Source organism: Marinobacterium aestuariivivens (genome assembly GCF_042661465.1).
Taxonomy (GTDB): Bacteria; Pseudomonadota; Gammaproteobacteria; order Pseudomonadales; family Balneatricaceae; genus Marinobacterium_A; species Marinobacterium_A aestuariivivens.
The window spans coordinates 1,899,892-1,912,349 of the sequence record NZ_JBHSWE010000001.1 but is presented as its reverse complement, the minus strand read 5'-3'; the positions used below and the strand labels follow the sequence as shown (position 1 = coordinate 1,912,349).

The window sequence follows — 12,458 nt, the reverse complement described above, 5'->3', positions numbered from 1 at the left end:
CGTGGTTAATGGTTAGAGTGTAACCCGAACGCGCTACGCGTCACGCGTCACCGGTTCGGTGATGCTGCTGCGTCGCACCGGCGTCCAGGGCGGCCGCGGCCGGTCAGGCAGTGGCGCAGGTCAAGGTACCACCAGAACAGGCGCACCTGACGGCCGCGGATGAACGGCAGCGAGAAAACGTCCAGCCCCAGCCAGGGCAGGTAGGGGTTGCGGCGGGCATAGGCCCAGAGTTCGACCCGGACCGACGGCTCGGTGCTGCGGCCGCGGGCATGGAAGCCGACGGTGTCGCCGACCACCAGGCTGTTGCCCGGCACTGTCAGTGGCCGCGCCTGCGGCAGCCCCAGCGCCGCCAGCTCTTCCGGCTGGATCCGCAGCGAGCCGCGGGCGGCCAGGCGGTCGTCGCCTTTGGCGACGGTCAGGCTCTTCTGTTTCTCCCAGGCCAGGCGCGGCGCATCGGCCCGGTGCGAGCCCGGCACATAGGTGAAGGGGCCCTTGTGCGGTTCCACCTCGTCCATGAATAACCAGGCCTTCATCGACGGGTGGAAGGCATCCATGTGCAGCACGGTCTGGGGGTCGTCCGGCGCACCGTCGACATGGGTCAGAATCACCTGGATGTAGTAGACCGGCTCCATTGCATAGCTGCTGACATAATGCATCAGTCCCTGCCAGCGCTCGCTGCGCAGCAGCCGGTCGACGGAAGGCATGTCTTTCAGGGTGCGGCCGTCGAGCAGGATGCGCCGGGTGACGGTGTTGCCCTGGATCATCTCGCGCATTTCGCCGCTGTAGCCATAGATTTCGCGACGCACGGCGGCGAACTCGGCCTCCGGCAGCAGCTTCTGCTTGAGGATAAAGCCGTTTTCCTCGAACTGGGCGACGTCCTCCTGGCTCAGGCGGCGGGCCAGGCGCTTGCGGCGCCAGTCGGCCAGGTCGCAGGCCAGCTTCTTGCGAAATACATGCAGGCCGCGCCGGTTCAGCGCCTCACTGCCGATAATCGGGTTGTCCCGGAACGACTTGGCCGAGGTGGCCAGCTCCGCCAGCCAGATCGGCAGTTTTAACCAACGCAGTGCACTCATCCGCGATCCTCGAGAAATAGCGACCCGGCCGCGCCGGGAATGTCCAGGCAGCACACTATAGGGCGATGGGGCGTCTGACAAGTGTCGCCGGCCGTCGCCGCCGCTGTGCTTGATCTGGCGCAAGCTTCATGGAACCGCCATGTTGGCGGCTATACTGAGGGCTTTTGGGAAGCAAGTCGCGTCGGTTTCGCCATCGCAGGACGGGAGGGGCCGCTCCGCTTGTTCCACCCTGCATGGTCGGGCGCGAGAGGGAGAGTCTATGGGATTGATCGTATTTCTGATTATTGGCGGGCTGGCCGGCTGGCTTGCCGGGACCATCATGAAAGGCGACGGCTTCGGCCTGGTCGGCAATATTGTGCTGGGAGTGGTCGGCGCCGTGGTCGGCGGGATGCTGTTCGATTTCGTCGGCGTGCGCACCGGCGGCTTCATCGGCTCGGTGATCACCGCCACCATCGGGGCGGTGATCCTGCTCTATCTCGGGCGCTTGTTGAGAAAGTGACGCGTAAAGTGTTACGCGTCACCGCCGTTCAATAGCGGATTTTGACTTTCGCGGCGGCGGCCTTGGCGCGTTCGACGGCTTCTTCGACCGACTCCGCTCTTGCCAGCGCGACGCCGAGGCGGCGGCGACCGTCGATATCCGGCTTGGCGAAGAGGCGCAGCTGGTTGCCGGGCACGGCCAGGGCGTCTGCGATTCCGTCGAAGCCGAGGTTGCGGGACCGGCCTTCGCCGAGAATCACCGCCGAGGCGCTCGGCCCCTGCTGCCGGATCTCGCCGATCGGCAGTCCCAGGATCGCGCGGACATGGAGGGCGAATTCCGACAGGTCCTGGGAGATCAGGGTCACGAGGCCCGTGTCGTGGGGGCGCGGCGAGACTTCGCTGAACCAGACCTCGTCGCCGGCGATGAACAGCTCCACGCCGTAGAGGCCGTAGCCTGCGAGGTTCTCCACCACCGCGCGGGCGATCTGCTGCGAGCGCTCGAGCGCCTTCGGCGTCATCGCCTGCGGCTGCCAGGACTCGCGATAGTCGCCGTCTTCCTGGCGATGGCCGATCGGGGCGCAGAAATGGATGCCGTCGATGGCGTTGACCGTCAGCAGCGTGATCTCGTAATCGAACCGGATGAAGCCTTCGACGATCACCCGGCCCTGTCCGGCGCGTCCGCCCTGCTGGGCATAGTGCCAGGCGCCGTCGACATCGGCCTCGCCACGGACCAGGCTCTGGCCCTTACCGGAGGAGCTCATCACCGGTTTGACGACGCAGGGCAGGCCGACGGCCTCGATGGCGGCGCGATATTCCTCCGCGCTGTCGGCGAACCGGTACGGCGAGGTCGGCAGCCCGAGCTCCTCGGCGGCGAGGCGGCGGATGCCTTCGCGGTTCATTGTCAGCCGGGTGGCGCGGGCGGTCGGCACCACGCGGTAGCCCTCCTGTTCGAGGGCAACGAGGGTGTCGGTCGCCAGCGCCTCGATTTCCGGCACGATCAGGTCGGGTTTCTCCTGTTCGACGATGGCTCGCAGGGCCTCGCCGTCGAGCATGTTGAGCGTATGGCTGCGGTGGGCGACCTGCATCGCCGGGGCGTTGTCGTAGCGGTCCACGGCGATGACCTCGAGCCCTAAGCGTTGCAGTTCGATGACCACTTCCTTGCCGAGCTCGCCGCAGCCGCAAAGCAGCACGCGGGTCGAGCCGGGGGTGAGCGCTGTTCCTAACATGGGAGCATCCAGTCGGTTAAAAATTGGACGCTATTGTAGGGATGCGCTGGCCGATCGGCCAGCGCCTGTAGCAGCGCCGCCCCGGTGCGAACAACCGCCGCGCCAAATCGGTTCGCTGCGGGGCGCAGCTCCTACGGATTCTGCGAGAAGACTCAGTGCCGCGTCAGCTCGTCCAGCGTGATCTCGAATTGCCGCGACTCCGGGTCGTAGCGAACGCCGTAGCGGGTCGGGTAGGCGAAGTCCGCCTGGTACGATTGCGGCTGTTTGATCGGTGTCGAGACGTTGGGCCGGGTCTGCAGGAATTCCAGCGTCATCATCGGCTCCATGAAGATGATGTTGCCGTCGTAGAAACCGTAGATAAAGGTCTGCGTAAAGGGCTGGTTCTGGAACTCGGCACTGCCCGGATCGATCGCATGGGCCCCCATCTTTGGCACCTCGGTGCCGCGTGGCAGCACATAGTCGACCGGCATATGGCTGTGCGCCGGGGTCTTGTGTGCACGCTCCAGGTCGTCGCCGACAGCCGTAATGGCGTTTCTTGCCGTGCTGTCGATGGCGTAGAAATGGACATCGAAATGGGGCCTGTCGTAAACCCCTCGGGTATATGGCCGTGGGGGTTCCAGTCGACGGTGACATGGTCGTAGCCGGTGGCCGCCGCTTCGGCCGGCAGGCTCAGTTCGAACTCCTGGACGCCCGGCGGCGGGAGTTCGGCGGGCAGGCCGGACAGCGCCGCTTCGGACAGCCTGATGCCGAGGGTACGGGCCTGGCCCTGCGCGTCGAACGTGACGAACGCCCGTGCCTCGCCCTGACCGATGGTAACCGGCGGGCCCTCGTAGGTGCCGGCTCCGGTGACCTCTTTCTGCGGCATCGAACATCCCGCAACCAGCGCTGCAACCAGTGCAAGCAGGGCGCCTGAGCCCCCGTATACAACTGGACTGAAAAGCTTCATTCGGAAACCCTCGTTTATCTGGCCCCTGTCGCCGGTTCTGTGGAGGTGATGCGCGACGCGCTCGACAAGCATGGTCCGGGAAATGAATTGGCGCCAGTCGTCACGCGCAATCGTCAAGGTGGCGCACAAAAAGAGCCCGCGGTCGAAGCAGCGGGCTCTCGGTGGTGCCTATGGGGCGAGATCAGCGGAATACGAACTCCCCTGCCTCGACGTCGACGACGATCTCGTCGCCCGGCGCGAAGTCGCCGGCCAGCAGGCGCTGCGCCAGCGGGTTCTCGATCCACTGCTGGATCGCCCGCTTCAGCGGCCTCGCGCCGTAGATCGGTTCGAAGCCGACCTCGACCAGCTTGTCCATCGCGGTGCCGGTCAGCGTCAGACCCAGTTCGCGTTCGGCCAGGCGCCTGCGCAGCCGCTCGAGCTGGATCTCGGCGATGCCGGAGACCTGTTCCTTGCGCAGGCTGTGGAACACCACCACCTCGTCGATGCGGTTGATCACCTCGGGGCGGAAGTGGCTGCCGACCGCTTCCATCACCGCCGCCTTCATCAGGTTGTAGTCGTCGTCATCGCTGTAGTTCTGAATCAGGTCGGAGCCCAGGTTCGAGGTCATCACCACGATGCAGTTGCGAAAATCCACGGTGCGGCCCTGGCCATCGGTGAGGCGGCCGTCCTCGAGCACCTGCAGCAGGATGTTGAAGACATCCGGGTGCGCCTTTTCGACCTCGTCGAGCAGCAGCACCGAGTAGGGCCGGCGCCGCACCGCCTCGGTCAGGTAGCCGCCTTCCTCGTAGCCGACGTAGCCCGGAGGTGCACCGATCAGCCGCGCCACCGAGTGCTTCTCCATGAACTCCGACATGTCGATACGCACCATCGCCTCTTCGGTGTCGAACAGGAAGCTGGCCAGCGCCTTGCACAGCTCGGTCTTGCCGACGCCGGTCGGGCCGAGGAACAGGAAGCTGCCGTTGGGCCGGTTCGGGTCGGCAAGGCCGGCGCGGGAGCGGCGCACGGCGTTCGATACCGCGATCACGGCCTCGTCCTGGCCGACGACACGCTGGTGCAGCGCCTCCTCCATGCGCAGCAGCTTCTCGCGCTCGCCCTCGAGCATCTTGCTCACGGGGATGCCGGTCCAGCGCGAGACCACCTCGGCGACCTCCTCCTCGGTGACCTTGTTGCGCAGCAGCTTGGTTTCCTTGACCTCGGCCTCATCGGACACCGCCAGCTGCTTCTCGAGTTCAGGAATGCGGCCGTACTGCAGCTCGGACATCTTCGTCAGATCGCCGGCGCGACGGGCCTGCTCCATCTCGACGCGGGCCTGGTCGAGCTGTTCCCTGATATGCTGGGAGCCCTGCAGCATCGCCTTTTCCGCCTTCCAGACCTCCTCGAAGTCGGCGTACTCGCGCTCCAGCTTGGCGATGTTCTGTTCCAGCTCTTCCAGGCGCTTGCGCGAGGCTTCGTCCTTCTCCTTCTTCAGCGCCTCGCGTTCCATCTTCAGCTGGATCAGGCGCCGTTCCAGGCGGTCCATGTCTTCGGGCTTGGAGTCCATCTCCATGCGGATGCGCGACGCTGCCTCGTCGACCAGATCGATCGCCTTGTCGGGCAACTGGCGGTCGGTGATGTAGCGCTGACTCAGTTTGGCTGCGGCGATGATCGCCGAGTCGGTGATGTCGACGCTGTGGTGGATCTCGTAGCGCTCCTTGAGGCCGCGCAGGATGGCGATGGTGTCCTCCTCGGTCGGCTCGTCGACCAGCACCTTCTGGAAGCGACGCTCCAGTGCCGCGTCCTTCTCGACGTACTTGCGGTACTCGTCGAGGGTGGTGGCGCCGACGCAGTGCAGCTCGCCGCGCGCCAGCGCGGGCTTGAGCATGTTGCCGGCATCCATGGCGCCCTCGGCCTTGCCGGCGCCGACCATGGTGTGCAGCTCGTCGATGAAGAGGATGATCTGGCCCTCCTGCTTCGACAGTTCGTTGAGCACGGCCTTCAGGCGTTCCTCGAACTCGCCGCGGAACTTGGCGCCGGCGATCAGCGCGCCCATGTCGAGCGCCAGCACCTTCTTGCGCTTGAGGCCTTCCGGCACCTCGCCGTTGACGATGCGCTGTGCCAGGCCCTCGACGATGGCTGTCTTGCCGACGCCGGGCTCGCCGATCAGCACCGGGTTGTTCTTGGTGCGGCGCTGCAGCACCTGGATGGTGCGGCGGATCTCGTCGTCACGGCCGATCACCGGGTCGAGCTTGCCGGACTCGGCGCGCTCGGTCAGGTCGATACAGTATTTGTCCAGCGCCTGACGGGATTCCTCGGCATTGGGGTCCTGCACGCTTTCACCGCCTCGCATCTGATTGATCGCCTCTTCCAGGGTGGCCTTGGTGATGCCGGCCTCGCGCAACAGCTTGCCGGCATCGGTCTTGTCGTCGAGCATCGCCAGCAGTATCAGCTCGCTGGCGATGTACTGGTCGCCGCGCTGCTGCGCCAGCTTGTCGGTGAGGTTGAACAGCCGCGCCATGTTCTGCGACAGCCGGATCTCGCCGTCCGGATTCTGCACCTGGGGCAGCCGGTCCAGCGCCTCGCCGACCTGTCTCGTCAGGGTCTGCAGATTGGCGCCGGCGCGTCCGAGCAGTGGCCGGATCGATCCGTCACGCTGTTCGGTGAAAGCCGCCAGCAGGTGGATCGGCTCCATCATGTTGTGATCGCGGCCGACCGCCAGCGATTGGGCATCGGCCAGTGCTTCCTGCAGTTTGGACGTGAATTTGTCGGGTCGCATCGAGCCCTCCTGAGTGCGCTTCAGACCGCCTTGGCGGAAATACAGTGGTTGGCAAAAGATATGGTGGCATATCCACAGCGCTTCAAGGGTTTTGGTGTAATAAATTAGGGAAAGCTGAATAATAAGGGGGCCAAATCTCCGGGGATCACCGTATCGGTATATCGAAACAGGTATGGGGATAGGGCTCGTCGCGCAGCGTGAAGTGCCACCACTCGTGGTGAAAGGGGATGAAGCCGGCTTCGACCATCAGGCGCTGCAGCAGCAGGCGGTTGGCGCGGGCCTGGGGCGGGATGCTGTCGCAGTCGAGCCAGGACTCGGGGCCGAAGAAGTCGAATCGGGTGCCCATGTCCAGTTCCGTCGCGCCGTCGCACGAAACGATGGTCAGGTCTACGGTGCTGCCGCGGCTGTGGGTCGAATGGCGGTTCAGGTAACCCTCCTCGAACAGCTGGGACTTTTCCAGTTCCGGGTAGTAAAGGGTTTTCAGTTGCGGATCGCAGGGGCTGTCGCACCAGCGGATGAAGTGGTCCACCGCCCGCTGCGGCCGGTAGGCGTCGAAAATCTTCAGCGACAGGTCGAACAGCTCCAGCCGGCGCTGAACCTGCACCAGAGCCCGGGCGGCGGGCCCTGTCAGCCAGGCGCGGGGCGCTTCGTAGCCGTCCACCGGCAGGCCGATGAAATTGTCACTGCCGTGGTACCTGATATCCAGGCGCAGCGTCGGGCAGAGCTCGATGAGGTCGATAAAGGGGGCGGGTGCGGTCACGTACGTCTTCCTTGGGTTGGTCTCCCTAGTGTATTCCAGCGGGACGCTTACTGCAGGCCCTGCGCCGTTGGTATAGTGTCGGTGGTCTATAGTTTCCTTTTAATTCAGCAACAGCGCGGGAGGCTAGGGAATGCACTCGCAGATACCACCGGATGAGCACAGTGTGAAGAAGGCCAACGTCACCGAACAGACGCTGGCCGAGCAGCTGAAGATCACCGAGCGCGAGATCGAGGAGCGTAAGTCTCTGGTCGGCTTCGGCGAGGCTGACGTGGCGCAGCTGCAGAAGTGGAAGCCGATAGTGCAGCGCGATATCGATCTGATCGTCGACGAGTTCTATCGGCGCCAGCGGGCGATCTCGGAGGTGGCGCTGCTGATCGGCGACTCCGAAACTTTCCGTCGGCTGCACAATTCGCTGCGCCGCTACGTACTCGAGCTGTTCGACGGCTATTACGATTCCGAATACGTCAACAAGCGTCTGCGGATCGGCAAGGTGCACAAGCAGATCGGCGTGTCGCCCAAGCTCTATATCGGCGCCATCGTCAACCTGCAGGATGTGTTGCGACTGCACCTGCTGGGTGAGGCTGGCGATGAGCGCCAGGCCGAGGCCGAGGAGGTATGGCAGTCGCTGCACCGGCTGATGATGTTCGATGTGCAGTTCGTCTTCGATACCTATATCCACAGCCTGGTGTCGGAGGTCGAATCCATCCGTCACAAGGTCGAAGATTATGCCGCAAGCCTCGAAAATACCGTCGCCGAACGCACCCGCGAACTCGAGCAGCTGTCGAAGACAGACCCGCTGACCGGGCTGCAGAATCAGCGCTCCTATTACGAACATTTGCGACGGGAAGTGGCCCGGGCCGAGCGCCAGGGCTCGAGTCTTTGCCTGCTCTACGTCGACATGGACCACTTCAAGGAGCTGAACGACCGCGAGGGGCATCCGGCCGGCGACGAGCTGCTGGCCGGCTTCGGGCATGTGCTCATGAAAGTGAGCCGGACCAGTGATATCGCCTGCCGTTACGGTGGCGACGAGTTCGTGCTGATTCTGCCGGAAACGGTACTGGAACAGGCGGAAGGGGTGGCCCGGCGGCTGGTCGAGCTGTTCGAACAACTCGACCACGGTGGCGTTTCACTGAGCATCGGTATCGCCCAGACCTCTCCAGACGAAAGCCTGGGGCCGGAAGAGCTGACGAGCCTGGCCGATCAAGCCATGTACAGCGCCAAAGAGCATAGTCATGCGGCCAGCGGCAGCCATATCAGGCGCATTCAGCAGAGTGATCCGGGCGATTCCGAAGACAGTGCCGGTGCGGCGGATCAGGCGTCCGGCCGCTCCGGTTCATGAGGGTTCCGGCGCCAGGGTGGGGGTATTGGACCTCCATCTGGCGGGCGATCGCCGCAAACTCCTCCTGCCGCGCGTCGAAGGCATCCACGACAGCCGGATCGAAATGGCTGCCGCGCCCTCGAGGATGCAGGCGGCCGCCCGCTCGTGGGACATTTCGTCCTTGTAGGGGCGGCGGGAGATCAGCGCATCGTAGACATCGGCCAGTGCCATGATGCGGGCCGTGCAGGGGATCTCGTCGCCCATCAGTCCCTGTGGATAACCCTGGCCATCCCAGCGTTCATGGTGGCTCAGGGTGATCTCGCGGGCGATGCGCAGGAACAGCCGGCTATGGTGGCCGAGCGTTACGGCGGTCAGGGCCTCCACGTTCTGCAGCGCCTGATGACCGTAGACGGTATGCAGCTTCATCTGCTCGAACTCCTCAGCGGTCAGCCGGCCCGGTTTCAGCAGGATGCCGTCCGGTATCGCGACCTTGCCGATATCGTGCAGCGTGGCCGTCCTGCACAGCAGTTCCAGCGTCAGATCATCGTCGAGCGGGTCGCTGAATCCCGGATGGTCGCGCAGGTGCAGAGCCAGGATGCGGACATAATGCTGGGTACGCAGAATATGGTTGCCGGTGGCATGGTCGCGCATGCGGGCCATCGATGCCAGGCAGAGAATGGCGGTGTCCTGCACTGATGCCAGTTCCTGCTGAAGTGCGTCCGGCCCGAGATCGGGGAGACGATAGAGTCCATTCATTCCGGCATCCTGCAATAGGGTCTGGGTTATCAGTATAAACAGGCAGCCGGCAGGTGTCTTTTTTGTCTGTTACTGGTGTTTGTCACGGTCGCCCGATGAGCGATCCAGCTCACCAATATCCAGCACCGGTGCGGCGTCGATGTCCAGTGCGTTGAGCACTCCGGCGACCCGCTCAAGGGCGGTGATCACCATCGACTGCTCCCACTGCTCCATCCCCTCGAACTGATCGATAAAGCTGTCCTGCACCGAGGTCGGCGCCGAGGCCAGCAGTTGATTGCCTGACTCGGAGAGGCAGGCCCAGACCTTGCGCTTGTCCTGGCTGTCGCGCTGGCGCTCGATCAGTTGCTTCTTCTCCAGCCGGTCCAAAAGGCTGGTGACGGTGGCCTGGGCCAGGTTCAGCTCGCGTGCCAGTCGTCCAATGGTCATCGAACCGCCCTCCTGCAGGGTCTGCAGGGTCAGCAACTGGGGCAGTGTCAGTCCGGTGGCCCGGCTGAGCTGCTTGTCGTGCAGATCGGTGGCGCGAATGATCTGGCGAATCAGGATAAGAGCGGACTGGCTTTTTCTCATTGGTGCTCGGTGGCTGGGTGAGTCGGACGGCACTTTGTACGTTTTCGTGCCGGCTAATGCAATGGTTTCGAACCGGTAATGGTGGCGACGGCGGCGCGGGTTCCGTTGATATGTTTCGGCAAACGAAACTTTTTCTTAGTGAAACAGTCTCTGTATTGTAACAAAACATAGCAATGCTAATGAGTTTTCTTCCTGTGATAGCGCGCGCAATGCTCAAATCATTGATAATTATGCGCCTGACTAAGGTTGATGTTCTATGTTGGATATGTTTTATACTAAAAAGCATAGAATTGCTAAATATTAACAGGCTATGGATACTGACTCGATAACGTTTCGCCCGCCCTGTGACCGAGACGGTCACGCACTTCATCAGCTGGTTGCCAGCTGCCCCCACTTGATACGAACTCCGTCTACTGCAATCTGCTGCAGTGTTCCGACTTTGCGGACACCGCCATTGCTGCCGAGGCCGATGACGGTCGACTGCTGGGCTTCATTTCCGGCTACCGTCCGCCGAAAAGGCCCGACACCCTCTTTGTCTGGCAGGTGGCCGTCCACGAGGCCGCACGAGGGCTGGGGCTCGGCAGCCGCATGCTGCTGGCGCTGGTGCGCCGGCAGGCAAAGGAAGGGGTGCGCTATATCGAGACCACGATTTCGCCCGGCAACGAGGCGTCCGAAGCCCTGTTTCGCAAGGTCTTCGGCATCCTCGATGCTCCCTGGGATCGCAAACTGCTGTTCTCGCGCGAGGTCCATTTCGCCGGTCAGCATGACGACGAGCTGCTGTATCGCGCCGGCCCGTTCAGGCTGCCGGTGCCCGAGCTCAAATAGTCGACCCCGAGACAGCGACAGCCGATCCCCCAATTCGATTAACAGGAGAAAGAATGAACATTTTTGAGCAGAATGAATCCGGAATCCGCAGTTACTGCCGTTCCTTCCCGGTGGTGTTCAAGCAGGCCAAGGGCGCCGAGCTGATCACCCGGGACGGCACCCGCTACATCGATTTTCTCGCCGGTGCCGGCACCCTGAACTACGGCCATAACAACCCGGTTCTGAAAAAGGCGCTGCTGGAGTACATCGAAGCGGACGGCCTGACCCACGGTCTGGACATGCATTCTGACGCCAAGGAAACCTTCCTCGAGGTGTTCAATCGCGTGATTCTGGCGCCACGCGGCATGGGCGACTGCGTCGTGCAGTTCACCGGCCCCACCGGCGCCAACGCCGTCGAGGCGGCGCTGAAGCTGGCGCGCAAGGTCAAGGGACGCCGCAATATCATCAGCTTCACCAACGGCTTCCACGGCTGCACCCTCGGTGCGCTGGCCGCGACCGGCAATCAGCACCACCGTGGCGTGGCCGGCGTGACAATGGGTGACGTCACCCGCATGCCGTTCGACGGTTACATGGGCGACAAGCTCAACACCATCGCCTACATGGACAAGCTGCTGTCCGATCCGAGCAGCGGCATCGACAAGCCGGCCGCCGTGATCGTCGAAACCGTGCAGGGCGAGGGTGGTCTCAACGTCGCCTCCGCCGACTGGATGCGCCGCCTCGAGCGCCTGTGCCGCAAGCACGACATGCTGCTGATCGTCGACGACATCCAGGCGGGCTGCGGCCGCACCGGCACCTTCTTCAGCTTCGAGGAAATGGGAATCAAGCCGGACATGGTGACGCTCTCCAAGTCCCTCAGCGGCTACGGCCTGCCGTTCGCCGTGCTGGTGCTGCGCAAGGAGCTGGACCAGTGGAAGCCGGGCGAGCACAACGGCACCTTCCGCGGCAACAACCACGCCTTCGTCACCGCCGCCACCGCCATCGAAACCTTCTGGCGCGACAACCAGTTCGGTGAAGAGGTCAAGAAGAAGGGCGCGCTGGTCAGGGAACGCATGCAGAACATCGTCCGGCGCCACGGCCCGGATTCACTCAGGGTCAAGGGCCGCGGTCTGATGGTCGGCATCGAGTGTCCCGATGGCGAAGTCGCTGCCGATATCTGTCGTCGCGCCTTTGCGCGGAATCTGGTGATCGAAACCAGCGGCGCCCGTGATCAGGTCGTCAAATGCCTGTGCCCGCTGACGATTTCCGAAGATCAGTTGCGTGCCGCGCTGGATATTCTGGACGGTGCCTTTGCCGGTGCCATGGCCGAAAACCTTGAAACTGCTGCATCCTGAGGAGACCCCTGGAATGATCGTCAGAACACTGGAAGAGTGCGAAAAGTCCGAACGTCGCGTGGAATCGGAAACAGGCACCTGGGAAAGTACGCGCATGCTGCTGAAGCAGGACAACATGGGCTACTCCTTCCATATCACCACCATCTACGCCAACACCGAGACGCACATCTGGTATCAGAACCATTTCGAGTCGGTGTACTGCATCAGCGGCGAAGGTGAAATCGAGACCCTGGCCGACGGCAAGATCTATCCGATCCGGCCCGGCACGCTCTACAACCTCGACAAGCACGACGAGCACCTGCTGAGGGCGAACAGCGAGCTGAAGCTCGCCTGCGTTTTCAACCCGCCGCTCACCGGCAAGGAAGTCCATGACGAGAATGGCGTCTATCCGCTGGAAGCCGAAGAAGTCGCCTGATAGCTGCCAGGG

14 protein-coding genes are annotated in these 12,458 nt (G+C 63.3%); 6 read left to right on the top strand and 8 right to left on the bottom strand.

Annotation, left to right across the window (positions count from 1 at the left end; all coding sequences use genetic code 11):
- Positions 1 to 47: 47 nt before the first annotated feature.
- On the bottom strand, positions 48 to 1,073 hold the full coding sequence (locus ACFQDL_RS10000; RefSeq protein ID WP_379908880.1) for a phytanoyl-CoA dioxygenase family protein: 1,026 nt from the start codon (positions 1,071 to 1,073) through the stop codon (positions 48 to 50).
- A gap of 259 nt (positions 1,074 to 1,332) precedes the next feature.
- Between ACFQDL_RS10000 and ACFQDL_RS09995 the strand changes: the two genes are divergently transcribed.
- Positions 1,333 to 1,572, top strand: a complete 240-nt coding sequence (locus tag ACFQDL_RS09995; RefSeq protein WP_379908879.1) for a GlsB/YeaQ/YmgE family stress response membrane protein — start codon at positions 1,333 to 1,335, stop codon at positions 1,570 to 1,572.
- Positions 1,573 to 1,600: 28 nt separating this feature from the next.
- Here the strand turns inward: ACFQDL_RS09995 and purT are convergent, their stop codons facing one another.
- From purT to ACFQDL_RS09980, 3 genes are all read right to left on the bottom strand, one after another.
- Positions 1,601 to 2,776 (bottom strand): formate-dependent phosphoribosylglycinamide formyltransferase, encoded by a 1,176-nt coding sequence (gene purT / locus ACFQDL_RS09990; protein ID WP_379908878.1) that lies wholly within the window; start codon positions 2,774 to 2,776, stop codon positions 1,601 to 1,603.
- A 152-nt stretch (positions 2,777 to 2,928) separates the two neighbouring features.
- Complete coding sequence (locus ACFQDL_RS09985; RefSeq protein ID WP_379908877.1) at positions 2,929 to 3,090, bottom strand: hypothetical protein; 162 nt, start codon at positions 3,088 to 3,090, stop codon at positions 2,929 to 2,931.
- On the bottom strand, positions 3,090 to 3,491 hold the full coding sequence (locus tag ACFQDL_RS09980; RefSeq protein WP_379912994.1) for a hypothetical protein: 402 nt from the start codon (positions 3,489 to 3,491) through the stop codon (positions 3,090 to 3,092). The genes ACFQDL_RS09985 and ACFQDL_RS09980 overlap by 1 nt, the downstream gene beginning before the upstream one ends.
- Between ACFQDL_RS09980 and ACFQDL_RS09975 the strand changes: the two genes are divergently transcribed.
- Entirely contained in the window at positions 3,384 to 3,689 is a 306-nt protein-coding gene (locus ACFQDL_RS09975) for a hypothetical protein (protein WP_379913492.1), read from the top strand. The genes ACFQDL_RS09980 and ACFQDL_RS09975 overlap by 108 nt on opposite strands.
- A 214-nt stretch (positions 3,690 to 3,903) precedes the next feature.
- Here the strand turns inward: ACFQDL_RS09975 and clpB are convergent, their stop codons facing one another.
- Together clpB and ACFQDL_RS09965 are read right to left on the bottom strand one after the other, a co-directional pair.
- Entirely contained in the window at positions 3,904 to 6,474 is a 2,571-nt protein-coding gene (gene clpB, locus ACFQDL_RS09970; protein WP_379908876.1) for an ATP-dependent chaperone ClpB, read from the bottom strand.
- A 145-nt stretch (positions 6,475 to 6,619) separates the two neighbouring features.
- Positions 6,620 to 7,234, bottom strand: a complete 615-nt coding sequence (locus ACFQDL_RS09965) for a M15 family metallopeptidase (protein ID WP_379908875.1) — start codon at positions 7,232 to 7,234, stop codon at positions 6,620 to 6,622.
- A gap of 130 nt (positions 7,235 to 7,364) precedes the next feature.
- Here ACFQDL_RS09965 and ACFQDL_RS09960 point away from each other — a divergent pair, with 130 nt between their 5' ends.
- Positions 7,365 to 8,573: a GGDEF domain-containing protein gene (locus ACFQDL_RS09960; RefSeq protein WP_379908874.1), complete on the top strand. Its 1,209-nt coding sequence runs from the start codon at positions 7,365 to 7,367 to the stop codon at positions 8,571 to 8,573.
- Here the strand turns inward: ACFQDL_RS09960 and ACFQDL_RS09955 are convergent.
- Entirely contained in the window at positions 8,568 to 9,308 is a 741-nt protein-coding gene (locus tag ACFQDL_RS09955) for an HD-GYP domain-containing protein (protein WP_379908873.1), read from the bottom strand. The two genes, ACFQDL_RS09960 and ACFQDL_RS09955, sit on opposite strands and share 6 nt — an antisense overlap.
- 69 nt (positions 9,309 to 9,377) lie before the next feature.
- A complete protein-coding gene (locus ACFQDL_RS09950) occupies positions 9,378 to 9,875 on the bottom strand; it encodes a MarR family winged helix-turn-helix transcriptional regulator (RefSeq protein WP_379908872.1) in 498 nt (165 codons plus the stop codon).
- A 384-nt stretch (positions 9,876 to 10,259) separates the two neighbouring features.
- Here ACFQDL_RS09950 and ectA point away from each other — a divergent pair, with 384 nt between their 5' ends.
- From ectA to ACFQDL_RS09935, 3 genes are read left to right on the top strand one after another with little or no spacing between them, the layout of a single operon-like run.
- The gene (gene ectA / locus ACFQDL_RS09945) at positions 10,260 to 10,700 is read left to right on the top strand and encodes a diaminobutyrate acetyltransferase (RefSeq protein WP_379912992.1); all 441 of its coding nucleotides are present in this window, start codon (positions 10,260 to 10,262) and stop codon (positions 10,698 to 10,700) included.
- A gap of 53 nt (positions 10,701 to 10,753) precedes the next feature.
- Positions 10,754 to 12,031 (top strand): diaminobutyrate--2-oxoglutarate transaminase, encoded by a 1,278-nt coding sequence (gene ectB / locus ACFQDL_RS09940; protein WP_379908870.1) that lies wholly within the window; start codon positions 10,754 to 10,756, stop codon positions 12,029 to 12,031.
- A gap of 13 nt (positions 12,032 to 12,044) precedes the next feature.
- Positions 12,045 to 12,446 carry an ectoine synthase gene (locus tag ACFQDL_RS09935; protein WP_379908869.1) on the top strand — a complete coding sequence of 134 codons (402 nt, stop codon included), beginning with the start codon at positions 12,045 to 12,047 and terminating at the stop codon, positions 12,444 to 12,446.
- Positions 12,447 to 12,458: the final 12 nt, after the last annotated feature.

Bases quoted from the DNA above. Each gene is read 5' to 3' on its own strand.
- ACFQDL_RS10000 (WP_379908880.1), bottom strand. From the start codon at position 1,073: ATGAGTGCACTGCGTTGGTTAAAACTGCCGATCTGGCTGGCGGAGCTG.
- ACFQDL_RS09995 (WP_379908879.1), top strand. From the start codon at position 1,333: ATGGGATTGATCGTATTTCTGATTATTGGCGGGCTGGCCGGCTGGCTT.
- purT (WP_379908878.1), bottom strand. From the start codon at position 2,776: ATGTTAGGAACAGCGCTCACCCCCGGCTCGACCCGCGTGCTGCTTTGC.
- ACFQDL_RS09985 (WP_379908877.1), bottom strand. From the start codon at position 3,090: ATGACGCTGGAATTCCTGCAGACCCGGCCCAACGTCTCGACACCGATC.
- clpB (WP_379908876.1), bottom strand. From the start codon at position 6,474: ATGCGACCCGACAAATTCACGTCCAAACTGCAGGAAGCACTGGCCGAT.
- ACFQDL_RS09960 (WP_379908874.1), top strand. From the start codon at position 7,365: ATGCACTCGCAGATACCACCGGATGAGCACAGTGTGAAGAAGGCCAAC.
- ACFQDL_RS09955 (WP_379908873.1), bottom strand. From the start codon at position 9,308: ATGAATGGACTCTATCGTCTCCCCGATCTCGGGCCGGACGCACTTCAG.
- ACFQDL_RS09950 (WP_379908872.1), bottom strand. From the start codon at position 9,875: ATGAGAAAAAGCCAGTCCGCTCTTATCCTGATTCGCCAGATCATTCGC.
- ectB (WP_379908870.1), top strand. From the start codon at position 10,754: ATGAACATTTTTGAGCAGAATGAATCCGGAATCCGCAGTTACTGCCGT.
- ACFQDL_RS09935 (WP_379908869.1), top strand. From the start codon at position 12,045: ATGATCGTCAGAACACTGGAAGAGTGCGAAAAGTCCGAACGTCGCGTG.